The sequence below is a fragment of the Novosphingobium huizhouense genome, from assembly GCF_020179475.1.
Taxonomy (GTDB): domain Bacteria; phylum Pseudomonadota; class Alphaproteobacteria; order Sphingomonadales; family Sphingomonadaceae; genus Novosphingobium; species Novosphingobium huizhouense.
Genome location: NZ_JAILXZ010000002.1, coordinates 318,969 through 336,338 on the forward strand (window position 1 = coordinate 318,969; position 17,370 = coordinate 336,338).

18 protein-coding genes are annotated in these 17,370 nt (G+C 68.6%); 7 read left to right on the forward strand and 11 right to left on the reverse strand.

The window, feature by feature from the left end:
- Positions 1-149 precede the first annotated feature (149 nt).
- The 5 genes from K3A85_RS09835 to K3A85_RS09855 all read right to left on the reverse strand — a co-directional run bounded on the left by K3A85_RS09835 (position 150) and on the right by K3A85_RS09855 (position 3,982).
- On the reverse strand, positions 150-638 hold the full coding sequence (locus tag K3A85_RS09835) for a glutathione peroxidase (protein ID WP_225206336.1): 489 nt from the start codon (positions 636-638) through the stop codon (positions 150-152).
- Positions 639-702: 64 nt separating this feature from the next.
- Positions 703-963 (reverse strand): hypothetical protein, encoded by a 261-nt coding sequence (locus K3A85_RS09840; protein WP_225206337.1) that lies wholly within the window; start codon positions 961-963, stop codon positions 703-705.
- Between the two features lie 59 nt (positions 964-1,022).
- Positions 1,023-1,697: an ABC transporter ATP-binding protein gene (locus K3A85_RS09845; RefSeq protein WP_225206338.1), complete on the reverse strand. Its 675-nt coding sequence runs from the start codon at positions 1,695-1,697 to the stop codon at positions 1,023-1,025.
- Positions 1,690-2,931, reverse strand: a complete 1,242-nt coding sequence (locus tag K3A85_RS09850; RefSeq protein WP_225206339.1) for a lipoprotein-releasing ABC transporter permease subunit — start codon at positions 2,929-2,931, stop codon at positions 1,690-1,692. Before K3A85_RS09850 ends, K3A85_RS09845 begins: the two co-directional genes overlap by 8 nt.
- Positions 2,932-3,076: 145 nt before the next feature.
- Positions 3,077-3,982, reverse strand: coding sequence for an MASE1 domain-containing protein (locus K3A85_RS09855; RefSeq protein ID WP_225206340.1), 906 nt, complete (start codon positions 3,980-3,982; stop codon positions 3,077-3,079).
- 418 nt (positions 3,983-4,400) lie between these two features.
- On the opposite strand from K3A85_RS09855, the gene purF reads away from it, so the two are divergent.
- The 4 genes from purF (at position 4,401) to K3A85_RS09875 (ending at position 7,608) form a co-directional block, all read left to right on the forward strand.
- Complete coding sequence (gene purF, locus K3A85_RS09860) at positions 4,401-5,870, forward strand: amidophosphoribosyltransferase (RefSeq protein WP_225206341.1); 1,470 nt, start codon at positions 4,401-4,403, stop codon at positions 5,868-5,870.
- Positions 5,870-6,595 carry an SDR family NAD(P)-dependent oxidoreductase gene (locus tag K3A85_RS09865; RefSeq protein WP_225206342.1) on the forward strand — a complete coding sequence of 242 codons (726 nt, stop codon included), beginning with the start codon at positions 5,870-5,872 and terminating at the stop codon, positions 6,593-6,595. Before purF ends, K3A85_RS09865 begins: the two co-directional genes overlap by 1 nt.
- A 70-nt stretch (positions 6,596-6,665) precedes the next feature.
- A complete protein-coding gene (locus K3A85_RS09870; protein WP_225206343.1) occupies positions 6,666-7,019 on the forward strand; it encodes a PilZ domain-containing protein in 354 nt (117 codons plus the stop codon).
- A 142-nt stretch (positions 7,020-7,161) separates the two neighbouring features.
- Positions 7,162-7,608, forward strand: coding sequence for a GNAT family N-acetyltransferase (locus K3A85_RS09875; RefSeq protein ID WP_225206344.1), 447 nt, complete (start codon positions 7,162-7,164; stop codon positions 7,606-7,608).
- A 57-nt stretch (positions 7,609-7,665) separates the two neighbouring features.
- Here K3A85_RS09875 and K3A85_RS09880 read toward each other — a convergent pair whose 3' ends face one another.
- The gene (locus K3A85_RS09880) at positions 7,666-9,039 is read right to left on the reverse strand and encodes a cryptochrome/photolyase family protein (RefSeq protein ID WP_225206345.1); all 1,374 of its coding nucleotides are present in this window, start codon (positions 9,037-9,039) and stop codon (positions 7,666-7,668) included.
- Between the two features lie 100 nt (positions 9,040-9,139).
- Here K3A85_RS09880 and K3A85_RS09885 point away from each other — a divergent pair, with 100 nt between their 5' ends.
- Positions 9,140-9,880, forward strand: a complete 741-nt coding sequence (locus K3A85_RS09885) for a phosphatase PAP2 family protein (RefSeq protein ID WP_225206346.1) — start codon at positions 9,140-9,142, stop codon at positions 9,878-9,880.
- Here K3A85_RS09885 and K3A85_RS09890 read toward each other — a convergent pair.
- The 3 genes from K3A85_RS09890 to K3A85_RS09900 all read right to left on the reverse strand — a co-directional run bounded on the left by K3A85_RS09890 (position 9,837) and on the right by K3A85_RS09900 (position 13,873).
- The gene (locus K3A85_RS09890) at positions 9,837-10,772 is read right to left on the reverse strand and encodes a metal-dependent hydrolase (RefSeq protein WP_225206347.1); all 936 of its coding nucleotides are present in this window, start codon (positions 10,770-10,772) and stop codon (positions 9,837-9,839) included. The genes K3A85_RS09885 and K3A85_RS09890 overlap by 44 nt on opposite strands.
- Positions 10,773-10,856: 84 nt before the next feature.
- Positions 10,857-11,927: a 2-oxoacid:ferredoxin oxidoreductase subunit beta gene (locus tag K3A85_RS09895; protein WP_225206348.1), complete on the reverse strand. Its 1,071-nt coding sequence runs from the start codon at positions 11,925-11,927 to the stop codon at positions 10,857-10,859.
- Positions 11,924-13,873 (reverse strand): 2-oxoacid:acceptor oxidoreductase subunit alpha, encoded by a 1,950-nt coding sequence (locus K3A85_RS09900; RefSeq protein ID WP_225206349.1) that lies wholly within the window; start codon positions 13,871-13,873, stop codon positions 11,924-11,926. Before K3A85_RS09900 ends, K3A85_RS09895 begins: the two co-directional genes overlap by 4 nt.
- 223 nt (positions 13,874-14,096) lie before the next feature.
- Here K3A85_RS09900 and K3A85_RS09905 point away from each other — a divergent pair, with 223 nt between their 5' ends.
- Positions 14,097-15,068, forward strand: coding sequence for an alpha/beta hydrolase (locus tag K3A85_RS09905; RefSeq protein WP_225206350.1), 972 nt, complete (start codon positions 14,097-14,099; stop codon positions 15,066-15,068).
- A gap of 23 nt (positions 15,069-15,091) precedes the next feature.
- A complete protein-coding gene (locus tag K3A85_RS09910) occupies positions 15,092-15,577 on the forward strand; it encodes an RNA pyrophosphohydrolase (protein WP_225206351.1) in 486 nt (161 codons plus the stop codon).
- A 30-nt stretch (positions 15,578-15,607) separates the two neighbouring features.
- Here the strand turns inward: K3A85_RS09910 and K3A85_RS09915 are convergent, their stop codons facing one another.
- A complete protein-coding gene (locus K3A85_RS09915; RefSeq protein ID WP_225206352.1) occupies positions 15,608-16,114 on the reverse strand; it encodes a tetratricopeptide repeat protein in 507 nt (168 codons plus the stop codon).
- Positions 16,115-16,177: 63 nt separating this feature from the next.
- Entirely contained in the window at positions 16,178-17,359 is a 1,182-nt protein-coding gene (locus K3A85_RS09920) for an RsmB/NOP family class I SAM-dependent RNA methyltransferase (RefSeq protein ID WP_225206353.1), read from the reverse strand.
- Between the last annotated feature and the right edge of the window lie 11 nt (positions 17,360-17,370).

Here is a 17,370-nt window from a genome sequence, read left to right on the forward strand (position 1 = left end):
CACGCCGCAGGCGTCTATCGCCCATCGAACAAACGCCAGTCGAGCAAGGCGGCCTAGCCGCATGGCGCTACATCTTGGCGTCTTTGCGTCTTTGCGTGAGATACCTCTTTTGTTCTCTCCTTCCCAGGCGCCTCTGCGCGAAACAGGAGTCAGAGCAACGCCTCGATATCCTTCGCAATGCTCTCGGGCTTGTCGGTCGGGGCGTAGCGCTTGACGACCTTGCCGTCGCGACCGATCAGGAACTTGGTGAAGTTCCACTTGATCGCCTTGGTCCCCAGCACCCCGGGCGCTTCGGCCTTGAGCCAGTCGTAGAGCGGGTCGGCGCCGGGGCCGTTGACCTCGATCTTGGCCATCAGCGGGAAGCTCACCCCGAAGTTGACCTTGCAGAAGCTGTCGATCTCCTCGGCGGTGCCGGGTTCCTGTCCGCCGAACTGGTTGCACGGGAAGGCCAGCACCTCGAACCCGCGTTCGCCGTAGCTCTTCCACAGCTTCTCGAGCCCGTCGTACTGCGGGGTGAAGCCGCACTTCGATGCGGTGTTGACGACGAGCAGCACCTTGCCCGCCTTGGCCGAAAGGTCGAGCCTTTCGCCATTGGGCAGCTTGGCGGTGAAATCGGCGATGGTGCGCGGCTCTGCCATGTCGGACGACCCTGTTAGGTTGTGTGCAATACAACCCCGGTGGTGTCACAGGCGCGCGCGTCGTTCAAGCCGGAAAGTCGTTGCGGCGGGCCAAAGCCAGGATCTCGCCGGGGCCATACTGCCTATCGCCCGACTTCTCGATCACCAGACCCTCGCGTTCGTGCTCGGGCATGCGCGCGACGAGCCGGACCATGGCCGCAAACGTGCCCGAATGCAGCGCGGCAAAGCCGTGAAACACGCCGTCGGCGGCCTCGCGCCGCAGGACCGTCGCATGGTCGTTCCAGAAGTCGGACGTGCCGGATTCGCCGCGGATCGTGGTGTTCATGGGATGCGCTCTCCTTTGCGCGGCGACAACGCGCGAGACCGGTTCCCGTATCCCCGAACCTAGCCGAGAACCCCTTCGTGCAGGCGCACCACGCGGTCCATGCGGAAGGCAAGCCGTTCGTTGTGCGTCGCGATCAACGCCGCGCTGCCTTCGCCGCGCACCAGCTTCAGGAACTCCTCGAGCACGCGGTCGGCGGTCGCCTCGTCGAGGTTGCCGGTGGGTTCGTCGGCCAGCACCAGCGCCGGCCGGTTGGCGAGCGCCCGCGCCACCGCGACGCGCTGCTGTTCGCCTCCCGAAAGCTGGTTGGGCCGATGGTCGAGCCGGTGGCCGAGCCCGAGCGCGGTGAGCAGTTCGGCCGCGCGCGCCCTCGCCTCGCTCGCCGGGCGGCCCGCGACCATCTGCGGCAGCACGACGTTCTCGGTCGCGTTGAAATCGGGCAGCAGGTGGTGGAACTGGTAGACGAAGCCGAGGTGATCGCGCCGCAACGTGGTGCGCGCATCGCCCGAAAGCGCCGAGGCGTTGATGCCGGCGATCTCGATCAGCCCCTCGAACCCGCCTTCGAGCAGGCCGACCGCCTGGAGCATGGTCGATTTGCCCGAGCCCGACGGCCCCAGCAGCGCCACGATCTCGCCGGGCCGGATCTCGAGGTTCACACCGCGCAGCACGTCGATGGTGACGCCGCCCTGGGTGAAGCTGCGGCGCAGGTTGTCGAGGCGGACGACAGGATCACTCATAGCGCAGCACCTGGACCGGATCGGTGCTCGCCGCCTTGAGCGCCGGATAGAGCGTGGCGAGGAAGCTGAGCACGAGCGCCATGATGCAGATCACCGTGATCTCGACCGGATCGCTGCGGCTCGGCAGGTCGGTGAGGAAGCGGATCGAAGGGTCCCACAGGTTCTGCCCCGTCAGGAACTCGACCGCATGGACGATCGGCTGGCGGAAGAACAGGAACACGAAGCCCAGCAGCAGTCCGCCCAGCGTGCCCAGCGCGCCGATGACGAAGCCGATCGTGACGAAGACCTTGAGCAGGCTCTTCCGCGTCGCGCCCATCGTGCGCAGGATCGCGATGTCGCGGGTCTTGGCGCGGACCAGCATGATCAGCGAGGACAGGATGTTGAACACCGCGACCAGCACGATGATCGAGAGCACCACGAACATTGCCACGCGCTCGACCGCCAGCGCCTCGAACAGGCTGGCGTTGATCGTCTTCCAGTCGGTCACGACCGCGCGCCCGGCAAGCGCCGCCTTGACCGGCGCCATCGTCTGCATCGCGGTGTCGGCGTCGGTGGTGGTCACTTCGATCATGCCGATCGTGTCGCCGGTCAGCAGCAGCGTCTGCGCATCGGGTATCGGCATCACCACATAGGCGTTGTCGTAGTCGTAGACCCCGATCTCGAAGATCGCCGCCACGGTGTAGCCGACCTGGCGCGGCACGGTGCCGAAGGGCGTCGATCGGCCCGCCGGATTGATGATCGTGATCGTGTCGCCGATCCGCACGCCGAGGTTCTCGGCAAGGCGCGAGCCGAGCGCGACATTGCCCGAATTGGCCGCGAGCGCGGCGAAGTTGCCCGCCACGACCTTCTGCGACAACCGCTTGAGGTCGCCCTGGGTGTTGCCGCGCACGAGAATCGCCTCGACCCGGCCGTTGAACGTCGCCAGCAGCGGCTGCTCGATCAGCGGCGAGGCGTGCGTCACGCCGGGCGTCGCCTCGACCTTCCTGAGGATCTCCTGCCAGTTGTCGAGCCGCCCGCCATAGGCCTGGATGATCGCATGGCCGTTGAGCCCGACGATCTTGTCGAGCAGTTCGGCGCGGAAGCCGTTCATCACGCTCATCACGATCACCAGCGCGGCAACGCCCAGCATGACCGCGACGAAGCTGATCCCGGCCACGAGCGCGATGAACGCCTCGCCCCGCCCCGGCAGCATGTAGCGCTTGGCGATGGTCCATTCGAACGGCGAGAGGATCAAGCGGCGGGTCTTTCGCTTCTGCCGCGTGGTGCGGCGCGGGAGGATGCGCGTCGCGGATTTACGGCGACTTGCCGCAACTGGCAATGGCTCCCCATCCCGACCGCTCGCGCCGCACAACCGCAGCCGCCGCGATCGGTTCCCGCGCTCACTCCAGCGCCAGCACGGGCTCCGCCGTCCGGCGCCGGCGCGCGGCGCGGTCGCACAGCAGCGGCAGCACGCAAAGCATCACCGCCGCGGCATAGAGCGCGAAGACCTGCATCCGGTCGGCGGTCGCAAGGTCGAGCAGCCGGAACGGCCCGTGGCCGGCGCGGGTCAGCCGCCCGCCGACCGCGCCCAGCACCACCGGCAGCGCAGTGGCGACGATCGGGTTGCCCTTCCAGCCGACCACCACGACGAAGGCCACCGGCAACAGGATCGCGACCGGCGCGCTCTGCATGAACACCGCGTGGGTCAGCAGCGCCATCGTCGCCAGTTGCAGCGCGCTCGAAGCGCCCTCGCCCAGGTCGAACGAGCGCAGCCGGCCCGACGCGAGGCGCGTCGCCATCAGCGACACCGGGATCGCCATGATCAGCCCCACCGAATGACCGATGAACCAGTGGAAGAAGCCGTGCGGCAGCGGCCCCGGCAGCACCAGCGGCAGCAGCATGGTCGCCACCACCGCCCCGCACAGCGGCACGGCGATGCCGATACCTAGATAGTAGCCGGCGACCACCTCGAGCGCATCGAACGGCCAGCAGGTGCGCAGCAGGACCCGCAGGATCAGCGCGGCGGCGACCGCCTCCCCGGCATTGACCAGCGCAAGCGGCAGCGCCGCGCTCCAGCCCAACCCGACCAGCCCGGTCACCAGCACGTTGGCGAGCACGCAGGCGAGCACCACCGCCGGCCAGGCGCGCCGGCGCAAGTCCGCCAGCCGCGCGGCAAGCACCGCGCCCGCGATCCAGACCATCGCGATCCCGCCATCGACCCGGCTCGACACGATCGAGTAGGCGACGGCTGCCGCATAGGCTGCGACGGTGACCAGGCAGGTCGTGGGCTCGCGGGCGGCGCGCATGGCCTGCTGCCTGCCCGATATTCCTTAAGGTCCGCTAAACCCTGGCCCGCAAGGCGCCGGGCTCAGCGCAGGATATGCGCGCCATAAGCGATCGTCAGCAGCCCGAACACGAGCACCGCGATCACGAGGATGGCGCTGCGCAGAATATGGCCTGTCATCGGACTTCATGCTCCCTGGCAAGTCTGGTGGGTGAGAAACGGCGTGAGGGTCCCCAGCGATACGGCAGCCCGCCCTTGCGGTTCCGGGCGGAACCGTCGCATTGCAGCATCGGGGCAGCATCGGGGCAGCATCGGGCGCCGCGACCGGGCGTGCGAGCAATCCCCTTGCGTTTGCCGGCAAACGTCGCCACATGGGCGCCGACCCTGGCCGGCGGCCTCGTCCGCCCCCAAAAGTCCACGGCGCGAGTCCACCAAGACACATGAACATCACCGATCCCTTCCTCGACCGCGACGGCGACAAGCTGCGCGAAGAATGCGGCATTTTCGGCGTGCTCGGCGCGCGCGATGCCGCTGCCATGGCCGCGCTCGGCCTCCACGCCCTGCAGCATCGCGGGCAGGAAGCGGTCGGCATCACCAGCTTCGACGGCCAGGAGTTCTACTCGCGCCGCGGCATCGGTCACGTCGCCGCCAACTTTTCCTCGGGCCAGGCGATCGCCGAACTGCCCGGCATGATGGCCGCGGGCCACGTCCGCTACTCCACCACCGGCGGGTCCGGCCTGCGCAACGTGCAGCCGCTGTTCGCCGACCTCGCCTCGGGCGGCTTTGCCATCGCGCACAACGGCAACATCTCGAACGCGATGTTCCTGAAGCGCGACCTCGTCCAGAAGGGCGCGATCTTCCAGTCGACCTCGGACACCGAAGTCATCATCCACCTCGTCGCGACCAGCCGCTATCCCACGCTGCTCGACCGCTTCGTCGATGCCCTGCGCCTCGTCGAAGGCGCCTATTCGCTGATCTGCATGACGCCCGAGGGCATGATCGCCTGCCGCGATCCGCTCGGCATCCGTCCGCTCGTCATGGGCAAGCTCGGCGATGCGGTGGTCTTCGCCAGCGAAACCGTGGCGCTCGATGTCGTCGGCGCCGAACTGCTGCGCGAAGTGGAGCCGGGCGAGCTCGTCCAGGTCAGCCTCGACGGCGCGATCAGCAGCCACCGCCCCTTCGGCAACGAGGCCGGCCGCCCCTGCATCTTCGAGCATGTCTATTTCAGCCGCCCGGATTCGATCATGGGCGGCCGCTCGGTCTACCAGGTGCGCAAGGCGATTGGCGCCGAACTCGCGATCGAGGCCCCGGCCGACGCCGACCTCGTCATCCCGGTGCCCGACAGCGGCGTGCCCGCCGCGCTCGGCTATGCCCAGCAGTCGGGCCTGCCCTTCGAACTCGGCATCATCCGCTCGCACTACGTCGGCCGCACCTTCATCCAGCCGTCCGACGGCGCGCGCAATCTCGACGTCAAGCGCAAGCACAACGCCAACCGCGCCCTCGTCGAAGGCAAGCGCATCGTGCTGATCGACGATTCGATCGTGCGCGGCACCACCAGCCTCAAGATCGTGCAGATGATGCGCGATGCCGGGGCCAGCGAAGTGCACATGCGCATCGCCAGCCCGCCGACCGAGCATTCGTGCTTCTACGGCGTCGACACGCCCGAGCGCTCGAAGCTGCTCGCCGCGCGCATGGACGTCGAGGCGATGGCCAAGTTCATCCAAGCCGACAGCCTCGCCTTCGTCTCGATCGACGGACTCTACCGCGCGGTCGGCGAAGCGCAGCGGAATGCGGCGCGCCCGCAATATTGCGACGCCTGCTTCAGCGGCGATTATCCCACGCGCCTGACCGACCTTGCCGAGCGCGAGGACCAGGGCCAGCTCGCCCTGCCGGTCGAGAAGGTCGCCTGATGACGCAGGCGGCGCGGCCGTTCGAAGGCCAGCTCGCACTCGTCACCGGCGCCAGCCGGGGGATCGGCGCAGCGACGGCCAGGGCGCTTGCCGCAGCGGGCGCGCACGTGATCCTCGTCGCGCGAACGGCCAAGGATCTCGAAGCGGTCGAGGAAGCGATTTTCGCTGCCGGCGGCAACGCCACGATCGCGCCGGTCGATCTGGCCGAGCCCGAGGGCATCGCTCGCCTCGCCACCGCCATTTCGGGCCGCTGGGACGCGCTCGACATGCTGGTCATCAACGCCGCGGTGCTGCCGGTGCTCACGCCCGTCTGGCAGATCGAGCAGCGCGACTTCATGCGTGGCCTGACGCTAAACGTGCTGGCGACGCAGGCGCTGATCATGGGCTTCGACCGGATGCTCAAGAAGAGCGCCGATCCCCGGGTGCTCGGCGTCACCAGCAGCGTGGGCGCCTCCCCGCGCGCCTACTGGGGCGCCTACGGCTCGTCCAAGGCAGCCTTCGACAACCTGCTCGAAAGCTACGCGCTCGAAACGCGCGGCACGTCGAAGGTGCGCGTCGCCGTGGTCGATCCGGGCGCCACGCGCACCGCGATGCGCGCCAAGGCCTATCCCGGCGAGGACCCGCAGACGGTCAAGGAGCCCGAGGTCGTGGCCGACCGCATCGCGGCGCTGCTCGCCGAGCCTTTCGCCAGCCCCCATCGCGAGCGCGTTAACCAGCCTGCATAAGCGCACGTTAACGCCGTCACGTTACATTCTTCCGATCCTGCCGGCCATTGCGGCAACAGGGATTGGGTCGATGAGCACGACATGGCGCGATTCCCGGTTCGGGCCGGGCAGCTACGAACACTCGGCGCAGGAAGACCGCTGCGCCCCGCGCCAGCGCGTGGAGATCCCCGCGACGCTGCGCGCTTCGGCCGCCAAGAGCTTCCCCACCACCGTGCAGGACCTGTCGCTGGGCGGTTTCGCGGCCGTCGCGCTGCACCGCATGCACGTCGGCACGATCTGCTGGCTGACCCTGCCGGGAATGGAATCGATGCAGGCCGAAGTCGTCTGGTGGCAGGACGGCCTCGTCGGCTGCGCCTTCGCCAACCTGCTCGGCGTCGTGGTGCTTGACGACCTGCTGGCGCGCTATGGGGCGGCGCCGGCGTAACGCAGCACGGCAGGAGTAGCAGACAGCCTCGGGCCTACCGGCAATAGCCGGCGCCCGGCACGGTCCGCAGCCCCGTTGGCTCCAAACTCGCGTGCCGGCCACCCGACTTTGCATTACCCTCAAGAGCACTTAGAAACATGGCATGAAGATCGAACTCCGCGCCGTCGAGCCTTCCGATCTGCCCGTATTCTTCGAGCATCAATGTGATGCGGAAGCAGCAGAGATGGTCGGATTCACTTCGCGAACCCGCGTGGCCTTCGAGAAGCACTGGAAGCGGATCATCAGCGATCCCCAGTGCATCGTGATGACCGTCGAGAGCGATGGAAATGTCGTAGGGTACGTGTCGGCATTTCCCCGGGGCGAAAGGCAGGAAATTGCCTACTGGTTCGGGCGCGAACACTGGCACAAGGGCATCGGTAAAAATGCAGTGGCGCAATTCCTGCAGATGCACGGCCAAAGGCCCCTGTTTGCAACCGTAGCCGATACCAACCCGGCCTCCAGTGCCATCCTGCTCCGGTGCGGTTTTACCCACGTAGGCGAGGACGAGGGGCCCGACGGACAGCGCGAACATATGTTTCGGCTTGGTTAGCCCGCCGATCGCGTTTGGACGGCCGGCCTCGCGCGACGGCGGGCGCTCTGGTCCATCCTACCCCTTGATCGCCGCATGCGCCGCCAGCGCCCTCGCCCGCGCTTCGGCATGGCCGATGATCTTCGCCGGATAGCCCTTCGGCACGCGCTTGGGATCGTGGATCTCCTCGTCCGACAGGTGCTTCAGCTCGGGCACCCATTCCCGGATATAGCCCGCCGCGTCGAACTTGGGCGATTGCGTCAGCGGCGCCATGATCCGCACGAACATGTTGGAATCGATGCCCGTGCCGGCAATCCACTGCCAGTTGACCGCGTTCGAGCCGTAGTCCGCATCGACCAGCGTGTCCCAGAACCACCGCTCGCCTTCCCGCCAGTCGATCAGCAGGTGCTTTACGAGGAAGCTCGCCGCGATCATCCGCACGCGGTTGTGCATCCATCCGGTGTGCCACAATTCGCGCATGCCGGCATCGACGATCGGATAGCCGGTGCGCCCCTGCTGCCACGCCTTCAGTTCCTCCGGCGCATCGCGCCAGGCGATCTGGTCGAACGCCTCGCGCGCATTGCGCGAGCCGTAGTCGGGGAACTGCAGGATCACGTTCTGCGCATAGTCGCGCCAGCCCAGCTCGCCGAGGAACGTGCGCACCGAACCGCCCGCATCGGCCACGGCGTGCCACACCGTCGCGGGCGAGACCTCGCCGAAGTGCAGGTGCGGCGAAAGGCGCGAGGTGCCCTCGACCGAGGGCAAGTTGCGGCACTCTTCATAGCGTCGCGCCTTGTCGGCAAAGTCCTCGAGCCGCGCCCGCGCGCCCCCCTCGCCCGGCGTCCATTCCGCGCGCAGGCCGCCGGCCCAGTCGGGCTTGCTCGGCAGCAGGTTCCAGTCGGCAAGCGCGTCGCTCGCCGGCCAATGCGCCGGGGCCTCGAGCTTGTGGGGTCTGGCCAGCGGATCGCCCGGCGGCATCCGCTCCGACAGCGCCTTCCAGAACGGCGTATAGATCTTGTACATCCCGCCGCCGCCCGTGGTCACCGAGCCCGGCGGGGCGAGGTAATTGCCGTCGTGGCATTCGAGCGACAGCACCTTGACCACCGCCTTCTCGGCATTGCGCCACCACGGCTCGTAGTGCCGCAGCGCGTGGACCGTGCGCGCGCCGGTGTCGCGGCGGATCTTGGCGAGTTCCTCGTGCACCCTGCCCCGCCGCAGGATCAGCCGCGAGCCCAGCTTGCGCAAGTCGGCGTCGAGGCTCGCGAGGCTGTGGTGAAGCCACCAGCGCGAGGCGCCGCCCATGCGGCACTGCTTCGCGACCTCATCGTCGAGTACGTAGACCGGGATGACCGGCTGGCCGGTCGCGGCAGCGGCGACGAACGCCGCCTGGTCGGCCAGGCGCAGGTCGCGGCGCAGCCAGACGATGGTGGGGGTGCTCCCCGGGGATGACACGAGCCGTTTTTCCTGTTGCGCTGGCGACGACGGGGCGGGAACACCGCACGACGCCTGACCGTTCCGTCCCGCCATGTCCGATTCCCCCATCCCAGGTCGATTGCCCGAAAGGCCATACAGCTGGCGCATCGCGCCCGCCCATGCGCTCGTCGCGTCCGCGCTGTGCTGGGCTGGCTTCGCCTTCGTCGCTTGGGCCGTCGCCACCGGCCGCAGCGGCCCGATCGACGATGCCGGCCTGCTGTTCTGGCGGCGCGGCGCAGGGCTGGTGCCCGCCGGCCCCGTCTGGTTGCTCGAGGCGGTTCGCGACCTCACCTCGCTCGGCGGCGTGCTGCTGCGTCACCTCGTTGTTGCGGGCGTCCTTGCCGCGTTGCTGTTCCTGCGCCTGCGCCGCGAAGCCGTGCTGCTCGTTGCGACCGTCGTCGGCGGATGGTTCGTCAACACCCTCGTCAAGCTCGCCGTCGGCCGGCCGCGCCCGCTGATCGTGCCGCATCTGACCGAAGCGGGCGGCCAGAGCTTTCCCAGCGGCCACAGCTTCAATTCGGCGGTGGTCTACATCGCCATCGCGCTCGCCTTCGCCGCGATGAGCCCGCGCCGTGCCGTGCGCTGGACGCTGATCGGCGCGGCGGTGGTGCTGAGCCTCGCCGTCGCCTTTACTCGCGTCTGGCTCGGCGTTCATTTCCCCAGCGACGTCGCGGCAGGCTGGCTCGGCGGCGCAGGCTGGGCCTTCCTTGCCTCCGCGCTGCTCCACCGCCCCGCCAAGGCCGTGGCCGAGCAGGCGGGCGACACGCTCGATGCGCTCACCCCTGCGGGCGGCAGCGATCCAGCTCGACCGTCCGGCTGAACGAGCCGCGGATCGGGGTCGCGGCGAAGCGCGCGTCGGCCACCGTCACCCGCGCAACGCAACCGTGCTGCTCGACCGCCGCCATCGGCATCTGCGACCAGGCGAGGAAATCGCGCAGCTCCGCCGATGCGGCCACGGCCTCGCGCACGACAGGCAGCGCCATGTTGTCCGCGGCCAGCTCTCCCGAGATGGACAGCGCCGTCGGCGAGCGCAACGGATCGTAGTCGCCCCGCGCGATCACGCCTTGCTGCCGCCACACCACCTCGCGCCGCCAGAAGGCGAGCGGCGCGGGCGAGGCGAACACCCGGTCGGGCCGGCCCGGCACCGCCCGCCACGCCAGCGCCGAGATGCCGACGTTGCCGACAATGAACGCCGCCGACGCCAGCAGGGCAGCCGCCGCCGGCAACGCCCGCCCGCGCGCACGGCTTCGCCAGATGCCGAGACCCAGCATCCCCAGCAGCCAGGGCGAAACGATGAACAGCCCATCGCTGTGAAACCAGCGCGCGCTCAGCGGCGACATCAGCTGCACCGCATAGACGTTCTGCAGGTCGAGCAGGGGATGCGTGATCGCGCCGAGATAGCTCAGCAGCACCAGCCACCCGTACCGCAAGCGCGGCGCATCCGGGCCGACTCGCCCCCTCGCCGCCTGCCACCGGTCGAGCAGCCACAGCAGCCCCGCCAGCACCGGCGGCAGCAGCAGAACGCCCCCCACCAGCCCGTGCGTGAAGCCGCGATGCATCGCAAGCGGCGGCCACGGCGCCCAGCCGAAGAACACGTCGATGTCCGGCATGTTCGCCGCCAGCACCAGCGCCGCCAGACCTTTCCGCGTCCGGCGCTTGAGCCCCGTTTCCGCCAGCGCCCAGCCGACCAGGCTATGCGTCAGATTGTCCAATCGATGACCTCAAACAGGAAAGGCCGCAAGGGTGCGACCATGTCACATCCTCGCGGCCTCTGAAGCCTTGACAAACCCCGGCGATCAAACCGGATCGGCCGCCGTTCCGCCGACGGTCCAGGTCTGGCCCTTGCCGAGCAGCTTGGCGAGGTTCGCGTCCTTGCCCGCGCGCGCCTGTTCGTCCTGTGCGAGCGCGGTCGCCTCGTAGGTCGGGCGCGGGTCGTCGTAGATCACGCCCAGCGCCATCGGGAACGGCCCGAACGGCATTTCCACGAGCATGTGCGCGACGGCGCGGTTCTTGACGTTGTGGACGATCACGCCCGCCGCCTGCCAGTCGGGCGTTCCGTCCTCGCTCGTGGCCACGTCGACGACCTTGAGGCTCAGCGTCTTGGTGTCGAGCGCGATGCCGCGGATGCCGCCCGACTTGACCGAACCGAACAGCATCGGCTCGCCGTGCTTCACCCACAGCTGGTTCTGCTCGGCGCCCTTGGGTGCGGCGAAGTCCTCGAACCGGTCCTTGTTGTAGACGATGCAGTTCTGGAAGATTTCCACGAAGGCCGCGCCCTGATGCGCGTGCGCCGCCTTGAGCACGCTCGGCAGTTCCTTCGACACGTCGAACCCGCGGGCGATGAAGCGCGCGCCCGCGCCGAGCGCGAAAGCGCAAGGGCTTGCCGGGCGGTCGACCGAGCCCAGCGGCGAGGTCGGCGAATTGGTGCCCTCGCGGCTGGTCGGCGAATACTGGCCCTTGGTCAGGCCGTAGATCTCGTTGTTGAACAACAGGATCTGCGTGTTCACGTTGCGCCGCAGGATGTGCATCGTGTGGTTGCCGCCGATCGACATGCCGTCGCCGTCACCGGTGATCAGCCAGACGTCGAGCTCGGGATTGGCGAGCTTGATGCCCGTGGCGAAGGCCGGTGCACGACCGTGGATCGTGTGGAAGCCATAGCTTTCGACGTAGTACGGAAAGCGGCTCGAGCAGCCGATGCCCGAAACGAACACGGTCTTCGACGGGTCCGCGCCGATTTCGGGCAGGGTGCGCTGCACCGCTTTCAGGATCGCATAGTCGCCGCAGCCCGGGCACCAGCGCACTTCCTGGTCGGTTTCCCAGTCCTTGATGGTGGTCTGGAACTTCGCGATGGGGGTCATGTCGTTCATGGATTGACACTCTTGATGCTGGGCAGCTGCGTTGCGTCGGCGTCGACTTCGCCACCGATGTCACCGCCGAGCGCGTGCATGATCGCGGCTTCGATTTCCGCGATGGTAAAGGGCTGGCCGCTGGTCTTGTTGAGCGGCTTGGCATCGACCAGGTACTGGTCGCGCAGCACGGTCTTGAACTGGCCGGTGTTCATCTCGGGCACGAGGATCTTGTCGTAGCCCTTGAGCAGGTCGCCGAGGTTCTCCGGCAGCGGCCAGACGTGGCGGACGTGAATGTGGCTCACCTTCAGCCCCTTGCGACGCGCACGGCGCACCGCCTGGTGGATCGGGCCGTAGGTGCTGCCCCAGCCGACCACCGCGAGCGTGTCGCTCTCGTCGCCGAGCGCGATGTCCTGCGGCGGGATGCCCTTGGCCACGCCGTCGACCTTGGCCTTGCGCGCGTCGGTCATGATCTGGTGGCTTGCGGGCGAGTAGTCGATGTTGCCGGTGCCGGGGTTCTTCTCGATGCCGCCGATGCGGTGCATCAGGCCCGGCGTGCCCGGCTTGATCCAGGGCCGCGCTCCCTTTTCGTCGCGCGCGAAGGGCAGCAGCTCGCCATCGGGACCGTTCTTCTCGGTCAGGAACTTGGCCGGGAACGGGGTATAGGCCGAAGGATCCGGCACCTTCCACGGCTCGGCAGCATTGGCAATGTAGCCATCGGTCAGCAGCATCACCGGGGTCATGTATTCCACCGCGATGCGGCAGGCCTCGATCGCGACGTCGAAGCAGTCGGCCGGACTGCGCGCGGCGATCACCGGCATCGGCGCGTCGCCGTTGCGGCCATAGATCGCCTGGTAGAGGTCCGACTGCTCGGTCTTGGTCGGCAGGCCCGTGGACGGACCACCGCGCTGCGAATTGACGATCACCAGCGGCAGCTCGGTCATGATGGCAAGGCCCATCGCCTCACCCTTCAATGCAATGCCCGGGCCCGACGACGAGGTCACGCCCAGTTGCCCCGCATAGCTCGCGCCGATGGCCGAGGCGATCGCGGCGATCTCGTCTTCCGCCTGGAAGGTGGTGACGCCGTATTCCTTGAGCTTGGCGAGGTTGTGCAGGATCGCCGAAGCCGGCGTGATCGGATAGCCGCCGAAGAACATCGGCAGCTCGGCAAGCTGCGCGCCCGCGACGAGGCCGAGGCTGATCGCTTCGGCGCCGGTCACCGTGCGATAGAGGCCCGGTTCGCTCTCGACCGGAGCGATGTGGTACTGCTTGAGCGGGCCCGCCAGCTCGGCCGTCTCGCCATAGGCGTGGCCGGCGTTGAGCGCGGCGATGTTGGCCTCGGCCAGCACCGGGCTCTTCTTGAACTTGGCGTTGAGCCAGTCGATCAGCGGCTGCCGGTCGCGGTCGAACATCCACAGCGCAAGGCCGAGCGTCCACATGTTCTTGCAGCGCAGCGCTTCCTTGTTGCCAAGGCCGAAGGGCTTGACCGCCTCGAGCGTCAGCGCCGAGATGTCGAAGGCCAGCAGCTGCCACTTTTCGAGGCTGCCGTCCTCAAGCGGATTGACCTCGTACTTGGCCTTCTCGAGGTTGCGCTTGTTGAACTCGCCGCTGTCGGCGATGATCAGCCCGCCCGCCTTGAGCGCGCCGACATTGGTCTTGAGCGCTGCCGGGTTCATCGCCACCAGCACGTCGGGCTGGTCGCCCGCGGTCTCGATGTCGGTCGAGCCGAAGTTGATCTGGAACGCCGAAACGCCGAACAGCGTGCCCTGCGGCGCGCGGATTTCCGCGGGGAAATCGGGGAAGGTCGCAAGGTCGTTGCCGGCAAGCGCGGTCGAAAGGGTGAACTGACCCCCGGTCAGCTGCATGCCGTCGCCCGAGTCGCCGGCAAATCGCACCACGACCGCCTCGGGAGCGGGGGTTTCCTTGCCGCCCGTCAGAGCGTCCGGTCCATCTGCAAGTGTCGCCATACTATCCTCTGCTGCGCGCCGGAGAGTCGCCCTCCGCCGATGCTCGTGTCGCGCCTATTCCCCGATGCGGCCCGGGGCAAAGAAGAAAATCTGCCATGCCCCAAAACGCCCTGCGGACTTGATTCTGTTCGCCGACACTAGTCAAGTTGCAAAAAGCAGACTCAATATGGTCCGGCAGGGCAGCGGGACAAGCCGCCGCAACCTGCAAAAGAGAGGAAAGCCAATGTCCGAGAGCGATACGATCGAGAAGCCGCAGCACTACGTCCGCCCCGACGTCGCGGCCTTCCTCGCCATGATGAACGCCGCCGAAGCCCCGCCGATGAGCGAAGTGGGACCGGAAATGGCGCGCGCCGGCTATCTCGCGATGGGCCAGCTCGCCGAAGCCGATCCGCGCCCGCTCGCCGTGATCCGCGATCTTTCCTGCCCCGGCCCCGCTGGCGACATCCGCCTGCGTCTCTACGACAAGCGCGAGACTCGCGAGGCGAGCCCGGTGGTGGTGTTCTACCACGGCGGCGGCTTCGTCATTGGCGATCTCGAAAGCCACCACAGCCTGTGCACCGCGATCGCCGACGAGCTCGACCTGCCGGTCGTCGCGGTCGACTATCGCCTCGCGCCCGAACATCCCTTCCCCGCCGCGCCCGACGATTGCGAGGCCGCGACGCGCTGGATCGCGGGCAGCCCCGCAGAGCTCGGCCGCACCGTCACCGGGCTCGTCACCACCGGCGATTCGGCCGGCGGCAACCTCACCATCGTCGTCAGCCAGGCGCTCGCCGCCGATCCCGCCGCCGTGCCCGTGCTGGTCCAGGCGCCGCTCTATCCGGTCGCCGACGACAACCTCGACGACTGGTCGTACCACGCCTTCGCCGAAGGCTTCCTGCTCACCCGCGACACGATGATCTGGTTCGGCAACTGCTACGCCGCCGAGCCCGGCCATCCGCGCTCGGCGCCGATCAAGGGCGACCTTGCGAACACGCCGCCGACGGTGCTCGTCACCGCCGGGCTCGACCCCTTGCGCGACGGCGGCCGCGCCTATGGCGCCGCGCTGATCCAGGCGGGGGTTGACGTAAGCTATCTGGAGTTGAAAGGCACGATCCACGGCTTTGCGCAAACCCGCAAGGCACTTCCTTCGGCCAACGATGACCTTTCGGCAATCCTTGCCGAGGTAAGGCTGAAGCTGGCTCGCAGCGGAGCCTGAGACACAAGAGGACGTTCGAAGCGATGACGGGTGATTTTGCCGGGCTGCCCTACCGCCCCTGCGTCGGCGTCATGCTCGTCAATGCGCAGGGCCGCGTGTTCGTGGGCCAGCGCATCGACAGCAAGGAAGGCGATGCCTGGCAGATGCCGCAGGGCGGGATCGACGTTAGCGAGGACCTCCACGCCGCGGCGATGCGCGAACTGCACGAGGAAACCGGGGTCACGCCCGATCTCGTCACCGTCATCGCCGAGAGCCGCGAGGAACACTTCTACGATCTCCCCGGCGAGCTGATGGGCAAGCTGTGGGGCGGCAAGTACCGCGGCCAGCGCCAGAAGTGGCTGCTGCTGCGCTTCACCGGCGAGGACGCGCAGATCGACCTCGACGCGCACGATCCTGCCGAATTCCTCGCGTGGAAGTGGGTCGAGCCCGAGCTGCTGCCCGACCTCATCGTGCCGTTCAAGCGCCGCGTCTATCGCCAGGTGCTCGAGGAATTCCGCGCGCTGATCTGAGGGCGTTCGCGCCCCGCGCGACGCGACGCGTCAGTTGTTCTCGACCGTCGGCTGCGGCTTGACCGCCTCGGCGCTGACCACGCGGGGCGCGGCGCCCTTGGCGATGGCTGCGCTCAGCGCTTCGGTCTCGGCGCAGCCCTTGCCGCACAGCCCTTCGAGCCGCGCAAGGTTTGCGCGCGCCTTCTCGAGCGCGCCCTTCTCGGCGAGCGCCCCGCCCTCGCCCGAAATCGCCGACAGATTGTTGGGATCGCGTTCGAGCGCCTCGCGATAGTAGTGGATCGCCTTGCCCTGCAGCCCTGCGCGGCGCGCCGCTTCACCCAGCGCGATGTAGGTCGCGGGGTAGCCCGGATCCACGGCGAGCGCCGCCTCGAAGCTGTCGGTCGCGGCATCGACCGCGCCCTTGGCGAGTTGCGCCTTGCCGTCGTCGAGCAGGATCTGCGCGCGCGGGTCGATCGCCTCGCTCACCTTCGCCGCGCCCATGCTTCCGGTGACCAGAACCAGCAGGGACAGGGCAGCGGCAGCAGGCGTGTAGCGCATCAAAAACTCCTTGAGCCGGTTCTCCGGCTTGCGAGACCCCCGAACGACCATCGCAGACACCTATCACACCCGCCGCAGGCTTGCGAAGAAAAACCCGTCCGTACGGTCTTGCCCGGGGGTCAGCCGCCACCCTTTTCCGCGCGGGCGCCCGAGCGGGCAGGCCGTTGTCTCGGCTCGCCATTCGCGATGCCGCGCAAGGAACGCCTCGACCCGCTCGGCGCCCTCGGCATCGAGCAGCGAGCAGACGATGAACAGCATCCGCCCGCCCGGCCGCACCAGCTCGGCGCCGACGTCGAGCACGCCGTCCTGCATCGCCGCATAGCGCGCGATCGCCTTGGGGGAGAGCCGCCAGCGCGCCTCGGGATTGCGCCGCCAGGTGCCCGTCCCCGAACAGGGCGCATCGACCAGCACGCCGTCGCACTGGCCGGCAAGGTCTGCCAGCGCCGCCCGTTCCTTGCCCGGATCGAGCAGCCGCGTTTCCGCGCGCACGCCCGCACGGGTCGCCCGCTCGGGCAGCCGCGACAGCCGCGCCCGGTCGATGTCGCAGGCGACGAGGCGCCCTGCGTTCTCCATCGCCGCGCCCAGCGCCAGCGTCTTGCCGCCCGCGCCCGCGCAAAGGTCGACGATCGTCTCGCCCGGCTGCGCGGCAAAGGCCTCGCAGGTCAGCTGGCTGCCCGCATCCTGCACCTCGAACAGCCCTTGCGCATATTCCGGCCAGCTTTCCGCCGCCGCGCCGGTCGCGAGCCGCAGCCCGTTGCGCGCGGGCACGGCCGCGCTCTCCACCGGCAGGCGCAGCGCCAGCGCCTCGCGCGTGATCTTCAGCGTATTGGCGCGGATGTCGAGCGGCGCCCTGTCCAGCAGCGCCGCCTGTTCCGCCGCGTCGAGCCCCGAGGCCTCGAGCGCCTCGACCAGCCACCCCGGCGCGACGCCGCCTTCGGCCACCGGCTCGCCCGGCGCAACCACCGCCGGACCATAAGTCGAACCGTCGAACAGATGGACAAGCGCCGCATCGCCCTGCGCCAGCCGCAGCATCGCCGCGCGCCCGCTTCGGGGCACGTCGCCGCAAACGCGGATCGCCGCCCAGACGAGGTCGCGGATCGCGCGCCGGTCCTTGGAACCAATGAAGCGCCGTGCCCGCAGCCATTCGCCGGCCACGCGATCGGCCGAAGCCCCGCCGGAGCGCGCGGCCGCGATCACGGCATCGAGCAGGTCGATCGCCGCCTGGACCCGCGCCGCTGGCGTCACGAGCGCTGCTC

Coding starts and splice junctions, on each gene's coding strand:
- K3A85_RS09895 (WP_225206348.1), bottom strand. CDS start 11,927: ATGAACGACATGACCCCCATCGCGAAGTTCCAGACCACCATCAAGGAC.
- K3A85_RS09865 (WP_225206342.1), top strand. CDS start 5,870: ATGACGCAGGCGGCGCGGCCGTTCGAAGGCCAGCTCGCACTCGTCACC.
- K3A85_RS09915 (WP_225206352.1), bottom strand. CDS start 16,114: ATGCGCTACACGCCTGCTGCCGCTGCCCTGTCCCTGCTGGTTCTGGTC.
- K3A85_RS09840 (WP_225206337.1), bottom strand. CDS start 963: ATGAACACCACGATCCGCGGCGAATCCGGCACGTCCGACTTCTGGAAC.
- purF (WP_225206341.1), top strand. CDS start 4,401: ATGAACATCACCGATCCCTTCCTCGACCGCGACGGCGACAAGCTGCGC.
- K3A85_RS09910 (WP_225206351.1), top strand. CDS start 15,092: ATGACGGGTGATTTTGCCGGGCTGCCCTACCGCCCCTGCGTCGGCGTC.
- K3A85_RS09905 (WP_225206350.1), top strand. CDS start 14,097: ATGTCCGAGAGCGATACGATCGAGAAGCCGCAGCACTACGTCCGCCCC.
- K3A85_RS09835 (WP_225206336.1), bottom strand. CDS start 638: ATGGCAGAGCCGCGCACCATCGCCGATTTCACCGCCAAGCTGCCCAAT.
- K3A85_RS09870 (WP_225206343.1), top strand. CDS start 6,666: ATGAGCACGACATGGCGCGATTCCCGGTTCGGGCCGGGCAGCTACGAA.
- K3A85_RS09855 (WP_225206340.1), bottom strand. CDS start 3,982: ATGCGCGCCGCCCGCGAGCCCACGACCTGCCTGGTCACCGTCGCAGCC.
- K3A85_RS09875 (WP_225206344.1), top strand. CDS start 7,162: ATGAAGATCGAACTCCGCGCCGTCGAGCCTTCCGATCTGCCCGTATTC.
- K3A85_RS09845 (WP_225206338.1), bottom strand. CDS start 1,697: ATGAGTGATCCTGTCGTCCGCCTCGACAACCTGCGCCGCAGCTTCACC.
- K3A85_RS09900 (WP_225206349.1), bottom strand. CDS start 13,873: ATGGCGACACTTGCAGATGGACCGGACGCTCTGACGGGCGGCAAGGAA.